We start from the raw sequence: 18,449 nt of genomic DNA, 5'->3' as shown, positions 1-18,449 counted from the left end.
CTTCAATACAAAGCCGGCAGCACCACGTTCGGCACGGCGAGCGGGCCGAGCATCAGGCGTCCGTCGCCCAGTCGCAGCGTCGGCAGGGGCTTGAGTCCGTTCGGGTTATCCGCCGCCTGCGCGTCGCCGGAGGCATCCTCGCGCTTGCGCAGCCCGCCGAGGAACTGGCCGACGAGGTTGCCGATCAGCGCGCCCTTGTCCGAGCCGAAGCGCTGGCCCATCACCTGCCCGACCAGGGCTTCGAGCCCGAGCGTACGGATGTCGAAGCGTCCCTCGGGGCGATGCGCCTCGTCGAGGCCGACCTCGCCCTTGGCCTGAAGGCGGCGCTCGCCCTTGGCGACCGACAGGCGGGTCACGTCGAGGCGGCCCTCCGCCTGACGCCACTTCTCCAACTCTCGTGCCACCGTCCCGGTGCGCAGCACCGTGGCCCGTTCGATGGTCGTGTCGAGATCGATGTCGGCGGGGTCGCTGCTGCCGGCGAGCGCGTCGAGCCGCGGCACGGCGGCCTTGGCGAGGCGCAGGCTGACATCGACGGCGCCGTCGCTCTCGAAGCGGCTGGGCGTGGGTCGGGCGTGCAGTTCGAGGTGCTGGGCGGCGAAGTCCACCGGGCCCGGATCGGGGGATTGGATCGTGCCCTTCGGACCGTCAACGACGAGGGAGACGCGGCTGAAGCCGTTCGAGGCGGCGTGGAAGCTCGCTTCCAGGGAGGTCCAGGTGACATCGCCAGTCAGATCGCCCTGCTCGACATGGAACGGGCCGGCGACCTCGAGAACCACGTGGCGCGGATCATAGACCTGCACCACGGCCGTGGTCGGCCCGAGGGAGAAGTTGCCGTCGGAGCGGGCGAAGCGAACCGAGGCGCAGCGGAGTTCGAGGCGGAAGGGATACCCGGTGATCGAGCGGTCGGCGCAAGTCCACTGGCGGCCGGCCTGGACCTCGCGGGCGAGCCAGGCATCCATCTCGCTCTCGGCCTTGCCGCGGATGAAGAACCATGCGGCCGTCCAAGCGATGGCAAGGGCGGCGAGCAGGATGTAGGGGAGGAACAGGCCGACCCGCCTGCGCCGCGGGAGCGGTCCGCCGGGAATCGGTTCGGGTGTCTGCACCATCGGCCTCGTTCCTGCGCGGTCCGGCAGGACCGGCCGGACGCTCCCGTGTTTGGAGAGAGGGGCAGCGCAAGGCAAGGGCCAGCCCCTTCTCCGACCGTCACGGACTGGCGAGCGGGCGAAGCTCAGAGATGAGGTCCAGACACCGGGTCAGGCGCTTGCCTGCTCCGTATCGACGGCAAGGTCGGCCACGACGGCGCGGCGCTCGTCTTCCCCCTCGGCAAGACGGTGGACATGCATTTCCGTCGCGCCCTTCTGGCGGGCGCGGGCCAGCCAGTTGCGGTGCAGACGCTCGCGCGGTCCCCTGCCGGAAGCGGCGATCGAGACCGCCTGGGCAATGCCGGCATCATCGCGACGCACGGCGATCACCACCGCCTCATCGACCTCGGCGAGGTCGGGTTCGGCCAGTTCGTGGACGCCGACGACGTAACGGCGGCCGGAACGCCCGCGCCACGCGCTCAAGGCAGGGGCGGCGCCGCGCAGGCCCGCCATGGTTCGGAGACGCTCCTCGCGCACATCCGCTCTCCGGGATCGATCGTCCTTCAGATCGCGGAGCGCGACCGACCAGGACAGGGCTCGTTTGTTCGCCATTTGTTCTGTTCTACGCCGCTCGTCCGATCGCCGTCAAGGCGCTGTTTCGGAACAGGTTCCGGGGTCAGATTAAGGTGGGAATCGTCACCCGGTTCCACAAGCGACCGGCGCTCTCCCGCGCCCTGCCGCGTCCCGATTCGATCGACCGATCATCGTCTCGCCGCACAGCATTCGTAAAGCAGGGATCTGGCAGGGTGACCGGGCGCGGTGCCTGCCGTACAAGCGGAACCGTGTGCCGATCCGGTTTCGGAGACTTGGTTCTCGGGCGGATCGGCGTGACGCGGCGAGGAACAGCCTTGAGGCGGGTGATGGGTGTGGCGACGAACAGGCCGGGGGTTCGAATCGCGCGGCTCGCGCTCGCCGCCGGCCTCGCGCTGAATCTTGGTGCCTGCTTCCGTCCGCTCTATGGGCCGACGGCGTCGGGCGAGTCGATGCAGGGCCTGCTCGCCGCGATCCAAGTCGACGACGTCAACATGGCGCAGGATCAGGAGCGCCTCGGACATTACCTGCGCAGCGAGCTGATCTTCGATCTCGACGGCTCCGGCCAACCCGCCGTGCCCAAGCGCTACCGGCTGAAGATGCAGGGCTCCGAGCAGGTTCAGACGCCGATCGTCTCGTCGACCACGGCGCGGGCGGAGGCCGGCACCATCGTCGGCACGGTGAAGTTCTCGCTGGAGAGCCTCGACGGGCGCCGCATCCTCACCGAGGGCGTTGCGACCGGCACCGCGACCTACGATCGTTCGATTCAGCGCTTCGCCTCGCTGCGCGCCGCGCGCGACGCCGAGATCCGCCTCGCCAAGCTGCTGGCCGACCAGATCAAGACCCGGATCGCCTCGGTCCTCACCGTCAAGCCGAACCCCTGACAGGCATGGCATGACGGCGGTCAAGGCCGGCGATGTCGAGGGGCTGGTCCGGCGCGGCCCCGATCCCCGCATCGCGGTGGTGCTGGTCTACGGACCCGATACCGGTCTCGTGGCCGACCGGTCGGTGCGGCTGGTGCGGGGCATGGTGGCCGACCCCGACGATCCCTTCGCCCTGATCAAAATCGACGGCGATACCCTCGCCTCCGACCCCGGCCGACTGGTGGACGAGGCGGGCACCGTCGGACTGTTCGGCGGAAGCCGCACGATCTGGGTGCGCTCCGGCAGCCGCAACTACGCGCCGGCCGTCGACGCGGTGCTGAAGGCGCCGACCGAGGGCGCCCGCATCGTCGTGGAGGCGGGCGACCTCGCCCGCTCCGCTCCCCTGCGCACCCTCTGCGAGGGCTCTCCCAAGGCGCTCGCCCTGCCCTGCTACCCCGACGACGAGCGCACGCTCGCCGACCTGATCGAGCGCACGCTGCAGGAGGACGGGCTGCGCATCGACCGCGACGCCCGCGACCTCCTGACGGGCAGCCTCGGCAGTGATCGTCGCGCCAGCCTGTCCGAGATCGGCAAGCTCGCCCTCTACGCTCGCGGTCAGAGCAGCGTCGGCGTGGACGACGTGGAGGCGATCGTCAGCGATGTCGGGGCGAGCGTCCTCAACGCGCTGATCGACGCGGCCTTCGCCGGCCGTGCCGGTGAGGCCGAGCGCGAGTATCGCCGCTTCCGCCATGAGGGCATGGACCCGTCCGCCATGCTCGGTGCCGGCCTGCGCCATGCCCTCACCCTGCTGTCCTTGCGCCTCGACAATCCGCGCGGCAGCGCGAGCCAGATCGTCGCCAATTGGCGCGGCCTGCACTTCCGCCGGAAGGCGCTGGCCGAGGCCCAGCTCGCCCGCTGGTCGGCGCCGGGGCTGCAACAGGCAGTGGCTTGGCTTCAGGACGCGGTTCTGGCCTGCCGCCGCTCCGAACCCGATCTCGCCCACGCCCAGGCGCAGGGGATCTTCCTGCGGATTGCCGTCGAGGCGGCGCGGCGCGGCTGATGAATCGGTTCGGTCTCTCCTCCGTCATCGCGAGGCGAAACCGACGCGATCCAGGGAGCCGCCCCGTCCGGCGAGGTCGTGCCGCTGGATCACTTCGCTCACGCTCGTGATGGCGCCCTGTGGTGTGACAGGAGCCTGTCATACGCTTTCCGTTTGATCGCTTCGGTTCAGTCCCCATCCCCGTCATTCCGGGTCGCCGAAGGCGAACCCGGAATCCACGACTGGCCTGGACGCCATGCATCGATGTCGCATCACGGGTGGATCCCAGGTTCCGCTGCGCGGCCCCGGGATGACGGGGGAGGCGGTACCGAATGAATCAACCGGAAACGCTATCAAACTGCGCCTGGGCTGATCTCGACTCGCCACGGCTGATCGAAGAAGACCTCTTCGAGATTTATGCCGGGTCCCTCGCGGTCCACGACCACGAAACTCTGCGGGACCCTGAGCGGCGCCAGCACCCCGTGCCACGTGCCGGCGCGGTAATTCACGCCCTGCCCCGGAGCGGTGATGAAGGCCAGCGGCGGACCCGGTCGCCCATCGACATCGGGACAGACCACAACGAGGAAGCGTTCCGGCGCGAGCGGTACGAAGGCCTGCGAGCCCAGCGGATGCCGCTCGACGAGGTCGAGGGCCAGAGGGAGGGAGACGGGCTGTGAATCGACGAGGCTGACGGCGACGCCGGCCCCCTCCCCCACAATCTCGGCGGTGGCGAGCGCATGGTAGCGCGACGCCCGATCGCCGTTCATCGGACGCGGCTTGATCCCATCGCGGCCGATGACCTCGCCGAAGGGTGCGAAGGCATCCCCCGTCAAAGGCTGTGCGATGACGGTGCGGTCCCCCATCTCAGCGCGCGGCAAGCCTGAGCTTCGGGTGCCGGTTGACGTCTTTGTAGAGCAGATACCGGAACGGCTCCGGACCACCGGCATAGCAGGCCTGCGGGCAGAAGGCCCGCAGCCACAGGAAGTCGCCCGCCTCCACCTCGACCCAGTCACGATTGAGCCGGTAGACGCCCTTGCCCTGAAGCACGAACAGGCCGTGCTCCATCACGTGGGTCTCCTCGAACGGGATGACGCCGCCGGGCTGAAGCGTGACGACGGTGACGTGCATGTCGTGGCGCAGGTCGGCCGGATCGACGAAGCGGGTCGTCGCCCAGCATCCTTCCGTGCGCGGCATCGCCACCGGTTCGACGGCCGCGTCCGAGGTGAACAGCGCATCCGGAACGGCGAGACCGTCGACCGGCTCGTAAACCTTGCGGATCCAGTGATAGCGGGCGAGGCCGCTGCCGATGTTGCGCAGGGTCCAGCCCGCACCGGGCGGGAGATAGGCGTAGCCGCCCGTCTCCAGGCGGTGCGGCGTTCCGGCGAGCGTCACCGTCACCGCGCCTTCGACGACGAACAGCACGCCCTCGGCGCCGGCATCCGGCTCGGGCCGCTCGCTGCCGCCCTCGGGCCCGGTCTCCATCAGGTAATGGCAGAAGGTCTCGGAGAATCCCGTCATCGGCCGCGCCAGCACCCAGGCACGGGTCTTCTCCCAGAACGGGAACGGGCTGGTGACGATGTCGCGCATGACCCCCTTCGGGATCACGGCGTAGGCTTCGGTGAAGACCGCGCGGCCGGTATGGAGCGCGGTCTGGTCGGGAAGGCCGCCGCTTGCCTCGTGATAGCGGCGGTTCATGCCCTCAGGCTCCGCCGAGCTTGCGGCAGAGCGCGTCGCGCTCCTCGGCGCTGGCGTAGCGGATGCGGATCTCGCCCTCTCCGGTCGCCTTGGCTTTCACCGCCACGCTGTAGCCCAGCGCCCGGCCGAGCACGTCCTCCAGGGAGCGCAGGGCCGCATCGCCCTCGGCGGAGCGGCGCGGGCGGCCGGGGCGGGGCGCGTCGCCCTGCGGCGCTTCCGCCGCGGCCAGCGCCTCGACCTCGCGCACCGACAGCCCCTCGGCCACGATGCGGCGGGCCACCGCCTCCGGATCGCGCACGGAGAGCAGCGCGCGCGCGTGGCCGGCGGTGATCTCGCTGGCGATCACCCGATCCTGGATCGCGGGCGGAAGCTGGAGCAGGCGCAGCGTGTTGGCGAGGTGGCTGCGGCTCTTGCCGAGCAGGTCGGCGAGTTCGGCCTGGGTGTACTTGAACTCGCCCATCAGCCGCTCGTAGCCCGACGCCTCCTCGATGGCGTTCAGGTCGGCACGCTGGACGTTCTCGAGGATCGCGTATTCGAGCGAGGTGCGGTCATCGATCTCGACGACCACCACCGGCACCTCGTTGAGGCCTGCCCGCTGCGCCGCCCGCCAGCGTCGCTCGCCGGCCACGATCTCGAAGGTGCCGGGCACGCCCGAGAGCGCGCGTGCAACAATCGGCTGGATTACGCCGCGCTGCCGGATCGACGCGGCCAACTCGTCGAGTTCCGGCTCCGAGAACCGGCGTCGCGGATTGCGCGGGTTCGGGCGCAGGAATTCGACCGCCACCTTGCGCTGCGGATGTCCGGCTGTGCGGGCCGCCTCCTCCGGTGCGTCGTCGGAAAAGTCGCCGATCAGCGCCGCGAGGCCGCGTCCGAGCCGCGGCCGCGCCGTATCATCCGCCATTGCCACGATCGAAACTCCAAACCTTTGAATGACTTAAGCGGCAGCCGCGGGCGGGGGCGCGCGGCCCTCACGCTGGATCACTTCCGAAGCAAGCCGCAGATAGGCCTGCGAGCCGGCGCATTTGAGATCGTACAGAAGCACCGGCTTGCCGTGCGAAGGCGCCTCAGAGACGCGCACGTTGCGCGGGATCATGGTCTCGTAGACCTTGTCGCCCATGAAGCCGCGCACGTCGGCGACGACCTGGGTCGAGAGGTTGTTGCGCGGGTCGTACATGGTCAGCACGACGCCCTGGATCTGGAGCTTGGGATTCAGCGCCCCGCGCACCTGCTCGACGGTGCGCAGCAACTGACTCAAGCCTTCGAGGGCGAAGAACTCGCATTGCAGCGGCACCATCACCGCGTCGGCGGCGGCGAGTGCGTTGATGGTGAGCAGGTTGAGGGAGGGCGGGCAATCGATCAGCACGTAGCTGATCGGTTCGATGCCCTCCGGAGTCGTGAGCTCACGCAGGATGTTGCGCAGGCGGTGGGCTCGGTCCTGTGCGCTTGCCAGTTCGAGCTCGAGGCCGAGCAGATCCATGGTGGAGGGAGCCACGGAGAGGCGCGGCACCGCGGTCGGCGTGATCGCCTCCGCCAGCGACGCCTCACCCGCCATGACGTGATAGGTCGAGACCTTGCGGCGACGGCGGTCGATGCCGAGCCCGGTCGAGGCATTGCCCTGCGGATCGAGGTCGATCACCAGCACCTGCTCGCCGATGGCAGCCAAAGCCGTGCCGAGATTGATCGCCGTCGTGGTCTTGCCGACGCCGCCCTTCTGGTTGGCGAGCGCGAGCACGCGGAGCGGTTTGGCTTGAGCCGGAGCAGCCGGGGCCGGTGCGGCCGTGGATAAGTCGGTCATGGGTCCACGCGGGAAAGCGACGTGACGCGCACGATCCGTGCCTGCGAGTCGGTGCGGCTCGGAATCAGGTCGCGGGTGAATGTCCACGCATCCTCGGCCTCGGTCAATTCCGCGGCTGCATCACGTCCCTTCGGAAACAGCCCAACGGTGCCGCTTGTCAACAAAGGTTCGGTCCAGGCGAGAAGTTGCGTGAGCGAGGACAGGGCCCGGGCGCAGACGATTTCAATATCGGTGAGGGTGCCGATGATCGCCTCGATGCGCGCGTTGTGGACGGTAACGGGTGCGCCGGTGAGGCGCGCCGTCTCCGAAAGGAAGGCGCATTTGCGTGCGTTGCTCTCGACAAGGCTGACATGGAAGTCGGGGCGTCCCTTGCCCGCGATGGCGAGGATGAGGCCGGGGATACCGGCGCCCGAGCCGAGATCGAGCCAGCGCTTGGCGTCCGGCGCGATAGCGAGCAATTGCAGCGCGTCGGCGATGTGTCGATGCCAGACCTCGGCCAATGTCGCCGGGCCTACCAGATTCTTGACGGTTTGCCAGCGCGTGAGTTGTGCAACATAGAGATCAAGAGCGCTGGCTGTTTCACGTGAAACATTGTGCTCAGTCAGTACACGGCTACGCAGATCAGTGCTCATGCGGTGCCGTGATCCACGTGTTGTCTGCAGCTGGCTGCGTCGGCACCGAATGCCCGTTCCTTTGAAGCGTCGCGCTGCTGGATCGCTTCGGCTCCGCCCCGCGATAACGGCGTCCGCCTGCCTTTCCGTCATGGCGAGTGAGGTGAAGCAAGCTAGCACTACACCGGGCGGCCTGTGGAGCTCCCGCTGCACTGGAAGCGTCTCGCTCAAAGGCTTGGAAAAAAATCCTCATCGCGGTGACGCCGTCGCCTGCGTCCGCTCACGACGGGCATGCGCGGCAAGCAGCGTCAGGGCAGCCGGCGTCACACCCTCGATGCGAGCGGCCTGGCCCAGCGTGATTGGGCGCACATTGCCGAGTTTCAGCCGCATCTCGTTGGAGAGGCCGGGAATCGCGCCGTAATCAAGAGACGCCGGCAAGCGCACTGCCTCGTCACGGCGGAAGGCAGAGATGTCGGCCTTCTGCCGGTCGAGATAGACGGCGTAGGTCGCGTCCGTGCACAGCCGCTCGGCAACCCGCGGCGACACCTCTGCCAGCTCCGGCCAGACCGCCGCCAGCCGGTCCCAGCCGATCTCCGGATAGGACAGGAGTTGGAAGGCGCTGCGGCGCAGGCCGTCGCGGTTAAGGGCGAGACCGTGGAGGGCGGCCTCGTTCGGCGTGAGGCTCAGAGCGTCGAGGCGGACGCGCGCCTCGTAGAGTGCCGACTGCGAGGCCGCGAAGTGCACGGCACGCGCCGAGCCGACGCAGCCGAGAACCGTGCCGCGTGGAGTCAGCCGCTCATCGGCATTGTCCACGCGCAGGCTCAGGCGATACTCCGAGCGTGAGGTGAACATGCGGTAGGGCTCACTGACCCCGTGGGTGACGAGGTCATCGATCATCACGCCGAGATAGGATTCGGCTCGGTCGAAGATCGCGAGATCAGAGCCGCCCGCCAGCCGGGCCGCGTTGAGGCCGGCAACCAGCCCCTGCCCCGCCGCTTCCTCGTAGCCGGTGGTACCGTTGATCTGGCCCGCCAGGAACAGACCGGGCAGGCGCTTGGTCTGGAGCGTCGCGTCGAGTTCGCGCGGATCGACGTAGTCGTACTCGATGGCGTAGCCCGGCCGTAGGATGCGGGCGCGCTCCAGGCCCGGAATGGCGGCGATGAGGCCGGCCTGAACCTCTTCGGGCAGTGCGGTCGAGATGCCGTTCGGATAGACGGTCGGGTCGTCGAGCCCTTCCGGCTCCAGGAAGATCTGGTGGCCCTCGCGGTCGCCGAAGCGCACCACCTTGTCCTCGATCGAGGGGCAGTAGCGCGGACCGCGGCTGCTGATGCCGCCCGAATACATCGGTGAGCGGTGGAGGTTGGCGCGGATCTGGTCGTGGACCCGTTGCGTCGTGCGGGTGATGCCGCAGGCGATCTGCGGCGTGGTGATCCGCTCGGTCAGGGTCGAGAACGGCACGGGGTCGGCATCCGCGTGCTGCATCTCCAGCGCGGCCCAGTCGATGGTGCGTCCGTCGAGACGCGGCGGCGTGCCGGTCTTCAAGCGGCCGAGGCGGAAGCCGTGCCGGTCGAGCGTCCGTGCCAGTCCCAAGGCCGGCGCTTCACCGACGCGGCCGGCGGGGATCTGCCGCTCGCCGATATGGATCAGCCCGCGCAGAAAGGTCCCGGTGGTGATGACCACCGCAGCGGCGGCGAGGTGTCGCCCGTCCGCGAGTACCGCGCCCGCGACGCGGCCCGCTTCGACGATCAGGTCGTCAGCCTCGCCCTCGATCACCATGAGGCCGGGCGTCTCGGCCACCGCCGCCTGCATCGCGCGGGCGTAGAGCGCCCGATCAGCCTGCGTCCGCGGGCCGCGAACGGCTGGACCCTTGCGGCGGTTGAGCAGGCGGAACTGGATGCCGGCCGCGTCGGCAACGCGGCCCATCAGCCCGTCCAGAGCGTCCACCTCGCGCACGAGGTGACCCTTGCCGAGACCGCCGATGGCCGGGTTGCAGGACATCGCGCCGATGGTCTCGGCCCGGTGCGTGACCAGCGCCGTGCGGGCGCCGACCCGCGCGGCCGCCGCCGCCGCCTCGACGCCGGCATGACCACCGCCGACGACGATGACGTCGTAGCTGGAAGAAGATGCGTGCATGGTCCGTGCTTATGCGCGCGCCATGGAAGAGGTCAACGCGATCCTTGCCGATCCGGCGGGTCAGCGACGGATTGGGGGTGCGAGGCCATCGAAGCAGCGCTCTTTGCCGGAAGGTTCTTCGAGGTCTCGAAGCGATCACTGACCGAAGCGATCACTTGCCGATACAGAAGCCGGCGAAGAGGCGGTCCAGCATCTCCTCGACCCCGACATGACCGCCGACCTCGCCCAGCGCCCGGACGGCAAGCCGCAGGTCCTCCGCGATCAGCTCCGGCGGGAAACCGGCGGGTGCGGTGGCGACGCGGTCGAGATGACCGGCCGCCCGGGACAAAGCCTCCCGATGGCGCTCGCGGGTGACGACGGCGTGGCCCTGGCCGAGAGAGGCGGCGGCCGCGGCCTGGACCGCATCGAGAAGCGCGTCGAGACCCGCGCCCGTGACGGCCGATACGGCGAGGTCGCCGTCCCCCGACGTTCCGGTTGCGAGATCGCTCTTGGTGCGGACGAGAAGGACGGGGATGTCCGCCAGCCTCTCCGCGACGGCCTCTCCATCCGCCGGCACGAGGTGGAGCACGAGGTCGGCGGTCCGGATGCGGCGATGCGTCCGCTTCACGCCCTCGGCTTCGATCGCATCCTCCGTCTCGCGCAGGCCGGCGGTATCGACGAGCACCACCGGCAAGCCGCCGAGGTCGCACCGCACCTCGATGGCATCGCGGGTCGTGCCCGGAATGTCCGAGACGATGGCCGCGTCGCGTCCGCTGAGCGCGTTGAGCAGGGTCGATTTCCCGGCATTGGGGGCGCCGGCCAGCACCACGCAGAAGCCCTCGCGCAGGCGCTCCCCCCGGCGCCCGTCGGCGAGAGCGCTTTGAATCGCATCGCGAAGGACGGCGGCGCGGCCGGAGAGGGAGGCGTCGAGGCCGACCTCGTCCACGTCGCCCTCGTCGGCGAAATCGAGAGCGGCCTCGGCGCTGGCGAGCAGTTCGATGCCGGTCTCGCGCCATGTCGCCACCTGACGACCGAGGGCGCCGTCGAGCTGGCGCAGGGCCTGGACGCGCTGCGCCTCGGTCTCGGCGTCGATGAGGTCGGCAATGCCTTCCGCCTCGGTCAGATCGATGCGGCCATTGAGGAAGGCGCGGCGACTGAAGGCCCCGGCCTCCGCCGACCGGCAACCCGGCACGCACGCGAGCGCCCGAAGCACGGCGGCTCGTACGGCGAGGCCGCCGTGGAGGTGCAACTCGGCCATGTCCTCGCCAGTCGCGGTGGCGGGGCCGGGGAGCCACGCCACGAGGGCCTGATCGAGGATTTCTTGGGAGTCAGGATCGCGCAGACGGCGCAGGGACAGCCGGCGCGGCTCCGGACGTCCACCGGCCAGGAGATCGAGCGCCGCCCCCGCCACCGGCCCGCTGATCCGCACTACCGCCACCGCCGCGCGGCCGAAGCCGCTCGCCGGCGCGAAGATGGTGTCGCCGCGGTCGGGGAGGACGAGAGTCATGGATCGAGGTTCATCGCGTTGTCCCGCCCCGCTTCTCGTGCCGGAAAGAAGGGCGTGGCCGAGCAAGGCTCAACGGTATCGAGACCGGTCACACCACCAGATTCACGATCCGCCCCGGCACGACGATGACCTTCTTCGGAGCGCGTCCCTCAAGGGCACGCTGTACCGGCTCCAGCGCAAGCGTCGCCGCCTCCACGGCCTTGGCATCGGCGTCGCGCGGCACGGTGACGTCCGCCCGCTTCTTGCCGTTGATCTGCACCGGCAGGGTGATCTCGTCCTCGACCAGCAGCGCCTGATCGGCCACAGGCCAGGACGCTTCGGCGACGAGCCCCTCCCCGCCCAAAACCTGCCAGGATTCCTCGGCGAGGTGCGGCATCATCGGTGCGATGAGCTGCAGGAGGATGCGTGCGGCCTCTCCGGCCGCGGCCTCGGAGGCGCCGTTACGCAGGCCCTCTTCGAGGGCGTTGGCGAGCGTGTAGATATGGGCGACGCAGCGGTTGAAGCGGAGACGCTCGATATCCTCTCCGACCGCTGCGAGCGCCTTGTGAGCGGCCTTGCGCAGGGCCGTGTCGGCGGAGCTGGCGGGCCCACTCGCGGCCGCCGCGCCGTGGACGAGGCGCCAGACGCGCTGCACGAAGCGGGCGGCACCCTGTACGCCTTCCTCGGTCCAGATCACGTCGCGTTCGGGCGGCGAGTCGGAGAGCATGAACCAGCGAGCTGTGTCGGCGCCGTAGCTCGCGATGATGTCGTCCGGATCGACGACGTTCTTCTTCGACTTCGACATCTTCTCCGTCGGGCCGACCTCGATCGGCGCGCCGGTTTTCACGTGAAATGCCTTGCGCGCTCCACCCTCGGTCTCGAAGCGGATTTCGGCCGGCGGCACCCAGGCGCCGGACGGGTCCTTGTAGGTCTCGTGGACGACCATCCCTTGCGTGAACAGGCCGGCGAAGGGCTCCGAGACGCCCGACCAGCCGGTCTCGCGCATCGCCCGCATGAAGAAGCGCGAATAGAGCAGGTGCAGGATCGCGTGCTCGACGCCTCCGATATACTGATCCACCGCCAGCCAGTGGTCGACGGTCTTGCGGTCCGTCGGAGCCTCGGCGAGCCAGGGAGCGGTGAAGCGGGCGTAGTACCAGGACGAGTCCACGAAGGTATCCATGGTGTCGGTCTCGCGCCGGGCGGCCGCGCCGCAGCGCGGGCACGGCACCTGCCGCCAAACGTGGTCCCGCTCAAGCGGGTTGCCGGGCTGATCGAACGAGACCTCGTCCGGCAGCTTCACAGGCAGGTCCTCCACCGGAACGGGCACCGGGCCACAGGCGTCGCAGTGAATGATCGGGATCGGGCAGCCCCAGTAGCGCTGGCGTGAGACGCCCCAGTCGCGCAGGCGGAACTGCACTTTTCGGCGCGCGACCGGGGCGCCGTTCAGCGTCTCGCCCTCCAGGCGGTCGGCGACGGTCTTGAACGCTTCGTCGGTGGTCATGCCGTCGAGGAATCGCGAATGGATCATCCGCCCGTCGCCGTCATAGGCCGTGTCGGTGATGATGAAGGTGTCCGGATCCTGCCCCTCGGGGCAGACCACCGGGGTGTTGCCGAGCCCGTACTTGTTAGCGAAGTCGAGGTCGCGCTGGTCGTGGGCCGGGCAGCCGAACACTGCGCCGGTGCCGTACTCCATCAGCACGAAATTCGCGACGAAGACCGGCAGCTCCCAGGACGGATCGAGCGGATGGCGCACCGTGAGCCCGGTATCGTGCCCGAGCTTTTCCGCCGTATCGATCGCCTCCTGCGCCGTGCCGATGCGCCGGCACTCCTCGGCGAACGCCTGCAGCTCTGCGGCCTTCGGGCCGGATTGGGCCAGCGCCTTGGCGAGCGGATGATCGACGGAGATCGCCAGGAACTTGGCGCCAAACAGCGTATCGGGGCGCGTGGTGTAGACCGTCAGCTCATTGATGCCGACGAACGGTGTGGTGAGCGGGAAGCGCACCTCCAGCCCTTCCGAGCGGCCGATCCAGTTGCGCTGCATCAGCCGGACCTTCTCCGGCCAGCGCTCCAGCCCGTCGAGGGCGTCGTGCAGATCCTGCGCGAAATCGGTGATCTTGAAGAACCACTGGGTCAGCTCGCGCTGCTCGACCAGCGCGCCCGAGCGCCAGCCGCGTCCGTCGATGACCTGCTCGTTGGCGAGCACGGTGTGATCCACCGGGTCCCAATTGACCTTCGCCGTGCGGCGGGTGACGAGCCCCTTGCCCAGGAAGTCGAGGAACATGCGCTGCTGGTGCTTGTAGTAGTCGGGATCGCAGGTCGCGATCTCCCGGCTCCAGTCCAGCGACAGGCCCATGCTCTGAAGCTGCCCGCGCATCGTCGCGATGTTGGCATAGGTCCATTCCCGCGGGTTGACCTTGCGCTCCATGGCGGCGTTCTCGGCCGGCAGGCCGAAGGCGTCCCAGCCCATCGGGTGGAGCACGTTGTGGCCCCTGGCGCGCTTGTAGCGGGCCACCACGTCGCCCATGGCGTAGTTGCGTACGTGGCCGATATGGATGCGCCCCGATGGATAGGGGAACATCTCCAGTACGTAGTATTTCGGGCGAGGATCGTCGTTCTTCGTCTCGAACAGCTTGGCCGCGTCCCAAGCCTGCTGCCAGCGCGGCTCGGCGTCCTTGGCGTTGTAGCGCTCTTGGTGGCGCTCTTGCGCGGTCGGGGAGGGCTGTGCGGAATCGGTCATCGGGAGCGCCGGGATCAGCGGAAAAGGGAGTGGGCCGCACGCAACGGTATCGCGGGGCCCGAAGCCCGGCACCTAGCATATCCGCACGGCCAAGGGTCAACGATCAAGGACCGAGGATGAGGACGGCTCAGGTCTGCTGATAGACCGCCACCACGCGGTCGAAGCGGCGATCTGTGAGATCGGAAGCGCGGATCAGGAAATAGACGGTGCCCTCCCCGTCCTCCTGCAGGAAGTCGCCGACATCGATCTGCAGGAGCAGCCGCCAGGCGCGCGCACCCGCCTCGATCTCAGGCCGGTGCGCTTTCCACTGCTCCTGGCTGAGGTGTTGCACACCGAAGCGGCTGACGACCTCCGCCTCGAGGCGCGGATCACTCTGCTCCGGCAGCGGCGCGCCGAGAAGCTGGTTGCGCCGGCCCGTGTTGGCAGCGCCGTAATAGCTGTCGAATGCTCTCGAGAAGAGGTCCTGATAAGCGTCGCGGAAGCTTTCCTCGCCGTCGCTGCGGGGCGCCAGCGCCGCCTTCAGGGTTGGCCGCGCCTCCATCTCCAGGCTCTCGATGGCCGGCGGGCGCAGGGAAGCATGCAGGCTCATCGGCCGGGCCGGACCGCCATACGGTGTGCCGGAATCAGGCTTCGGCACGGGCAGCGCGAACTGGCGGTTGACCTTGGCGATCTCCGCCCGGTGCGCCTCGGCCGCCCTCGCGAGGTCGGGCGGCATGACTTGTGTGACGAGGCCGTCGTGCGGGCTCTCGTCCCAGATCACACGGGTGGACTCGGTGCCGTTGTCCCAGGGACCGGCGGAGAGATCGTAGAAGAACAGCAGCCGCCCGTGCCCGGGCAGGGCAGCGGCGGGAGCGTCCTGCCCCCTCGCCTGCCCTCCCGTCTGCTCCTGCGCTTCCCCGAGATCGACCTGCGCAAAGAAGGCATAGGGCAGCTCCTTGCGGAAGTGCCGCCGCATCTCCTCCCCGGCTTCCACATTCCCGCGCTTGGCGATCGCCTCGACATCGGCAGGCTTGGTTCGGCGCGGCCATGCGAGGCCCGGCGGGAGGTCGGGCGTTCCGCCGATCCGCGTGCCGCCGAGTCCTGCCCTGCCTTTCGGCTGAGGCCGGAACACCAGCGTCGGCACCAGCGCTTCGACGACCATCTCGACCTGCGGGCGCGAAAACTGCTGCGCCAGCTGGGCCTGGGCGTCGGCGGGCGTATCGAACATCGGGCCGGGCTTCTCCGTTTGGACGGGAGACATCAGCATATCGCGGGCGGGGGCGATGGAAAGGCGCCGTCGCCCTTGAAGTCGCGGCGGCACCGCCGCAAGGAAGTCCCATGACCGATCAGAGCCAGACCCCGGATCAGCCTCTCGACGCCAAGCCGCCGGTCGGCGAGGCCGACGTCGCCGCCGGCCTCGCGGAGGTGCGCGCGAGCATCCGCCGGGCGGCCGAGGACAACGAGCGCGATCCGGATAGCGTCCATCTCGTCGCCGTCTCGAAGACGGTGCCGGCCGAGGGCATCCTGCCGGCGCTCGAGGCGGGTCAGCGGATCTTCGGCGAGAACTACGTGCAGGAATCGCGAGCCAAGTGGCCGGCACTGCGGGAGCGCTATCCGGATGTCGAGCTGCACCTCGTCGGCCCCCTGCAATCGAACAAGGCGCGTGAGGCTGTCGAGCTGTTCGACGTGATCCACTCGCTCGACCGGCTATCCCTCGCCGCGGCTTTGGCCAAGGAGATCGAGCGGAGCGGTCGGGCACCGAAGCTCCTGATTCAGGTCAACACCGGCGACGAAGCGCAGAAGGCCGGCGTCGCCCCCGATCAGGTCGATGTCCTCCTCTCGGAATGCCGCGAGACCCACGGCCTCGCGATCCATGGCCTGATGTGCATCCCGCCGGCCGAGGACCCACCCTCCCCTCATTTCGGCCTGCTCGCCCGCCTCGCGGAGCGCCACGGCCTGCCGATCCTGTCGATGGGCATGAGCGCCGACTTTCCGGCCGCGATCCAGATGGGCGCGACCCATGTCCGCGTCGGCACGGCGATCTTCGGACGGCGCGCCAAGCGGGCATAAGTTCGAGAGAGTCGGCCCGCGGGTGATCGGCGGCTCGCGGCGCGACGGCCGCTCCGGGCCTGCGTCTACCGCCCGATCTTTATCCGCGTCCTGGGGCCGAGGCGGCGGAGCAGACGCAGCAGGTCGGCGGGTTTCAGGGCGACGCAGCCCTCCGTGGGCTGGTAGCCACTGCGGGCGATATGCAGGAAGATTGCCGACCCCCGCCCCGGGCGGATCGGCCCACGGTTGTAGTCGAGGTCGATCACAAGATCGTAGAGGCCGTCATCGCGCCAGAGCTGTTCTGCGCTGGCCGTCGTGCTCGGGAGCCGAATCGGCCGGTTGTAGCGGCGGTCCTGCGGCGCGTCGCACCAGCCGTCGTCGCGCCGCGTCGCCCGCAGGGGAAGCGGACTCACGGGGCGGACGGGAAAACGGTCGGGCCGGTAGAAGCCGCCGCGCAGGCGGAACACGCCCTGTGGCGAGGCGCCATCCCCCTCGCGCTTGCGGCTCGTGATGCCGGAGCGCCCGAGGGCGCAGGGGATCACGCTTCCCCCCGCGATCAGCGTGCCGCGAGTCGCGTCACCTGGCAGAGGGCGCACCCGCAGCAGGCCGAGCGATCCGGCTCTCCCCTGCCAGACGATCCCGCCGCCGTTCCGCTTCGCAACCTGAGGGCGTGGCATGGCCGGTTCGTCCCAACCTATCCCGAACTTCGCTTGGTCTGACGTCGTGTCGCGGTAGAGAGAGGTGGAACATGGCGAAAATTCTGCATAAGCGCGCAATCTGGATTTCCCGGCGCGCAAAACGAACTAGGTTAATCGCCAGGCGGAGCTGTTTGGGCTCCGTCCGCGGCCGGCCAACGGGCGATTGCCTCTTCGGACGAGCGTGCCGCCATGAAATTGTCTTGGCCGCCTGTCTGATCGTTCCGCGAAGTTCAGGTGGCCGAAAGCTTGTCGAGAGCCGCTGCGTCGATGTCCAATCCTTATTGCCTCCTCGTCTGCGACGACGACGACGCCCTGCGTGAGGCATTGACGGAGCAGATCGACGCCTATGAGGAGTTCTCCGTCATCGGCGAACCGACCGCGACCGGGGCGCTGAACCGCGTCACGCAGGAGCCGGTCGATCTCGTCGTGATGGATGTCGCCCTGCCCGATATGGACGGGCGCGAGGCGGTGCGGACGATGCGCCGCAACGGCTACCGCGGTCCGATCATCATGCTGACGGCGCAGGAATCCGACGACGACATGGTCGAGGGCCTGGAGGCGGGCGCCAACGATTACGTGGTCAAGCCGTTCAAGTTCGCCGTGCTGCTCGCCCGCATCCGGGTGCAGTTGCGCCAGCATGAGGCGAGTGAGGATGCGGTGTTCCGCATCGGTCCCTACACCTTCCGGCCCGGCGCCAAGCTGCTGGTGGGCGAGCGCGGCTCCAAGCTGAAGCTGACCGAGAAGGAGACGGCGATTCTGCGCTACCTCTACCGGGCAGGACGGGAGGTGGTGGGGCGCGACACGCTGCTCGCCGAGGTGTGGGGCTACAATGCCCACGTCACCACCCACACCCTCGAGACGCATATCTACCGGCTCCGCCAGAAGATCGAGCCGAACCCGGCGGTCGCCGCGATCCTCGTTACCGAGGGCGGCGGATACAAGCTGCTGCCCTGATCCTCGTCCCGAAGGGGCACTATCCACCTCCGCGCACAGCCCACGGACGAGCAGCGTATCGCGTGGCTCGCGCATCGGTTAAGCTTGGCGCTCTGAAGGGTAGAGCATCGTCCCGAAAGGTGGCCGTCGGCTTTCGGGAAAAGACGATGCAGAAGCAAGAGCCTAGAGCATCGTCCTGGATTCGATATTCAGGACGATGCTCTGAGCGTATCGTGGCCGAGGGGCAGACAGGCGTTGGGGCTCGACGACGACATCGCGATCCTCGCCGCAGCGCCCGTGTTCGAGTCGTTCGGGCGCGATGCCCTGCGCCTGCTGTCCTTCGCCGGCGAGCGGCGCCTCCTGGAGGAGGGCGAGCTGTTGTTCGCCCGCGGCGAACCGTCGGATGGCGGCTACGTCGTCATGTCCGGCACTATCGTCCTTGTCCCGCCCTCGGCCGATTCCCTGCCCGATGCACTGCCGGTCACAGTCACGCGCTCCGGTGTGATCGGGCGCAATGCCCTGTTTCGCCAAGTCCCACGGCCGGCCGACGCCCGGGCGCGGGAAGCCTCGGAGGTGATGCGCGTGACGCCCTCGCTGATGAGTCGCGTGCTGCGCGAGTTTCCGGACGCAGCGGCGGCGATCCATGACGGCATGGCCGAGGAGCTGCTGGGCCTGGTGCGGGGCCTGTCCGGCGTGCGCGCGCGGCTTGTGGGCCTCGCGCCACGCAAACGGTGACAGGACCGGGCGGCTTTTGTAAGCACGACCACCTTTCGCGCCGT

Annotated in this window: 17 protein-coding genes; 5 read left to right on the top strand and 12 right to left on the bottom strand. The window is 69.0% G+C overall.

The window, feature by feature from the left end:
* Nucleotides 1-2: 2 nt before the first annotated feature.
* Nucleotides 3-1,106 carry a DUF2125 domain-containing protein gene (locus FHU13_RS03495; RefSeq protein WP_183434465.1) on the bottom strand — a complete coding sequence of 368 codons (1,104 nt, stop codon included), beginning with the start codon at nt 1,104-1,106 and terminating at the stop codon, nt 3-5.
* Between the two features lie 147 nt (nt 1,107-1,253).
* Entirely contained in the window at nt 1,254-1,595 is a 342-nt protein-coding gene (locus FHU13_RS03490) for a hypothetical protein (protein ID WP_183434711.1), read from the bottom strand.
* A gap of 407 nt (nt 1,596-2,002) precedes the next feature.
* On the opposite strand from FHU13_RS03490, the gene lptE reads away from it, so the two are divergent.
* Both lptE and holA read left to right on the top strand, forming a co-directional pair.
* Nucleotides 2,003-2,557 carry an LPS assembly lipoprotein LptE gene (lptE, locus tag FHU13_RS03485; protein WP_183434464.1) on the top strand — a complete coding sequence of 185 codons (555 nt, stop codon included), beginning with the start codon at nt 2,003-2,005 and terminating at the stop codon, nt 2,555-2,557.
* Nucleotides 2,558-2,567: 10 nt separating this feature from the next.
* Nucleotides 2,568-3,596, top strand: coding sequence for a DNA polymerase III subunit delta (holA, locus tag FHU13_RS03480; RefSeq protein WP_183434463.1), 1,029 nt, complete (start codon nt 2,568-2,570; stop codon nt 3,594-3,596).
* A gap of 332 nt (nt 3,597-3,928) precedes the next feature.
* Here the strand turns inward: holA and FHU13_RS03475 are convergent, their stop codons facing one another.
* The 9 genes from FHU13_RS03475 to FHU13_RS03435 form a co-directional block, all read right to left on the bottom strand.
* Nucleotides 3,929-4,438, bottom strand: a complete 510-nt coding sequence (locus tag FHU13_RS03475) for an ureidoglycolate lyase (RefSeq protein WP_183434462.1) — start codon at nt 4,436-4,438, stop codon at nt 3,929-3,931.
* A 1-nt stretch (nt 4,439) separates the two neighbouring features.
* On the bottom strand, nt 4,440-5,270 hold the full coding sequence (locus tag FHU13_RS03470) for a bifunctional allantoicase/(S)-ureidoglycine aminohydrolase (RefSeq protein ID WP_183434461.1): 831 nt from the start codon (nt 5,268-5,270) through the stop codon (nt 4,440-4,442).
* A gap of 4 nt (nt 5,271-5,274) precedes the next feature.
* Nucleotides 5,275-6,171: a ParB/RepB/Spo0J family partition protein gene (locus FHU13_RS03465; protein ID WP_183434710.1), complete on the bottom strand. Its 897-nt coding sequence runs from the start codon at nt 6,169-6,171 to the stop codon at nt 5,275-5,277.
* Nucleotides 6,172-6,204: 33 nt separating this feature from the next.
* Nucleotides 6,205-7,065, bottom strand: a complete 861-nt coding sequence (locus FHU13_RS03460; RefSeq protein ID WP_183434460.1) for a ParA family protein — start codon at nt 7,063-7,065, stop codon at nt 6,205-6,207.
* Nucleotides 7,062-7,697, bottom strand: coding sequence for a 16S rRNA (guanine(527)-N(7))-methyltransferase RsmG (gene rsmG, locus FHU13_RS03455; RefSeq protein ID WP_183434459.1), 636 nt, complete (start codon nt 7,695-7,697; stop codon nt 7,062-7,064). The genes FHU13_RS03460 and rsmG overlap by 4 nt, the downstream gene beginning before the upstream one ends.
* Nucleotides 7,698-7,925: 228 nt before the next feature.
* Entirely contained in the window at nt 7,926-9,809 is a 1,884-nt protein-coding gene (gene mnmG, locus FHU13_RS03450) for a tRNA uridine-5-carboxymethylaminomethyl(34) synthesis enzyme MnmG (RefSeq protein ID WP_183434458.1), read from the bottom strand.
* A gap of 151 nt (nt 9,810-9,960) precedes the next feature.
* Nucleotides 9,961-11,295 (bottom strand): tRNA uridine-5-carboxymethylaminomethyl(34) synthesis GTPase MnmE, encoded by a 1,335-nt coding sequence (mnmE, locus tag FHU13_RS03445; protein WP_183434457.1) that lies wholly within the window; start codon nt 11,293-11,295, stop codon nt 9,961-9,963.
* A gap of 88 nt (nt 11,296-11,383) precedes the next feature.
* Nucleotides 11,384-14,011 (bottom strand): leucine--tRNA ligase, encoded by a 2,628-nt coding sequence (gene leuS, locus FHU13_RS03440; RefSeq protein ID WP_183434456.1) that lies wholly within the window; start codon nt 14,009-14,011, stop codon nt 11,384-11,386.
* Between the two features lie 127 nt (nt 14,012-14,138).
* Entirely contained in the window at nt 14,139-15,251 is a 1,113-nt protein-coding gene (locus FHU13_RS03435; protein WP_246714459.1) for a DUF1963 domain-containing protein, read from the bottom strand.
* A gap of 77 nt (nt 15,252-15,328) precedes the next feature.
* Here FHU13_RS03435 and FHU13_RS03430 point away from each other — a divergent pair, with 77 nt between their 5' ends.
* On the top strand, nt 15,329-16,060 hold the full coding sequence (locus FHU13_RS03430; RefSeq protein ID WP_183434455.1) for a YggS family pyridoxal phosphate-dependent enzyme: 732 nt from the start codon (nt 15,329-15,331) through the stop codon (nt 16,058-16,060).
* 65 nt (nt 16,061-16,125) lie between these two features.
* Here the strand turns inward: FHU13_RS03430 and FHU13_RS03425 are convergent, their stop codons facing one another.
* On the bottom strand, nt 16,126-16,716 hold the full coding sequence (locus FHU13_RS03425) for a L,D-transpeptidase (protein WP_183434454.1): 591 nt from the start codon (nt 16,714-16,716) through the stop codon (nt 16,126-16,128).
* A 288-nt stretch (nt 16,717-17,004) separates the two neighbouring features.
* Here FHU13_RS03425 and FHU13_RS03420 point away from each other — a divergent pair, with 288 nt between their 5' ends.
* Nucleotides 17,005-17,691 carry a response regulator transcription factor gene (locus FHU13_RS03420; protein WP_183434453.1) on the top strand — a complete coding sequence of 229 codons (687 nt, stop codon included), beginning with the start codon at nt 17,005-17,007 and terminating at the stop codon, nt 17,689-17,691.
* Between the two features lie 234 nt (nt 17,692-17,925).
* On the top strand, nt 17,926-18,405 hold the full coding sequence (locus FHU13_RS03415) for a Crp/Fnr family transcriptional regulator (protein WP_183434452.1): 480 nt from the start codon (nt 17,926-17,928) through the stop codon (nt 18,403-18,405).
* Nucleotides 18,406-18,449 lie beyond the last annotated feature (44 nt).

The sequence above is a fragment of the Methylobacterium sp. R2-1 genome, assembly GCF_014191355.1.
Lineage (GTDB): Bacteria > Pseudomonadota > Alphaproteobacteria > Rhizobiales > Beijerinckiaceae > Methylobacterium.
Note: the sequence above shows the minus strand (reverse complement) of the source record. Positions and strands in the feature narration are given on the sequence as shown.

Bases quoted from the DNA above. Each gene is read 5' to 3' on its own strand.
- FHU13_RS03475 (WP_183434462.1), bottom strand. From the start codon at position 4,438: ATGGGGGACCGCACCGTCATCGCACAGCCTTTGACGGGGGATGCCTTC.
- FHU13_RS03490 (WP_183434711.1), bottom strand. From the start codon at position 1,595: ATGGCGGGCCTGCGCGGCGCCGCCCCTGCCTTGAGCGCGTGGCGCGGG.
- leuS (WP_183434456.1), bottom strand. From the start codon at position 14,011: ATGACCGATTCCGCACAGCCCTCCCCGACCGCGCAAGAGCGCCACCAA.
- FHU13_RS03465 (WP_183434710.1), bottom strand. From the start codon at position 6,171: ATGGCGGATGATACGGCGCGGCCGCGGCTCGGACGCGGCCTCGCGGCG.
- FHU13_RS03460 (WP_183434460.1), bottom strand. From the start codon at position 7,065: ATGACCGACTTATCCACGGCCGCACCGGCCCCGGCTGCTCCGGCTCAA.
- lptE (WP_183434464.1), top strand. From the start codon at position 2,003: ATGGGTGTGGCGACGAACAGGCCGGGGGTTCGAATCGCGCGGCTCGCG.
- FHU13_RS03470 (WP_183434461.1), bottom strand. From the start codon at position 5,270: ATGAACCGCCGCTATCACGAGGCAAGCGGCGGCCTTCCCGACCAGACC.
- holA (WP_183434463.1), top strand. From the start codon at position 2,568: ATGACGGCGGTCAAGGCCGGCGATGTCGAGGGGCTGGTCCGGCGCGGC.
- mnmG (WP_183434458.1), bottom strand. From the start codon at position 9,809: ATGCACGCATCTTCTTCCAGCTACGACGTCATCGTCGTCGGCGGTGGT.
- FHU13_RS03420 (WP_183434453.1), top strand. From the start codon at position 17,005: ATGTCCAATCCTTATTGCCTCCTCGTCTGCGACGACGACGACGCCCTG.
- FHU13_RS03495 (WP_183434465.1), bottom strand. From the start codon at position 1,106: ATGGTGCAGACACCCGAACCGATTCCCGGCGGACCGCTCCCGCGGCGC.
- rsmG (WP_183434459.1), bottom strand. From the start codon at position 7,697: ATGAGCACTGATCTGCGTAGCCGTGTACTGACTGAGCACAATGTTTCA.
- FHU13_RS03425 (WP_183434454.1), bottom strand. From the start codon at position 16,716: ATGCCACGCCCTCAGGTTGCGAAGCGGAACGGCGGCGGGATCGTCTGG.
- FHU13_RS03430 (WP_183434455.1), top strand. From the start codon at position 15,329: ATGACCGATCAGAGCCAGACCCCGGATCAGCCTCTCGACGCCAAGCCG.
- FHU13_RS03435 (WP_246714459.1), bottom strand. From the start codon at position 15,251: ATGTCTCCCGTCCAAACGGAGAAGCCCGGCCCGATGTTCGATACGCCC.
- mnmE (WP_183434457.1), bottom strand. From the start codon at position 11,295: ATGACTCTCGTCCTCCCCGACCGCGGCGACACCATCTTCGCGCCGGCG.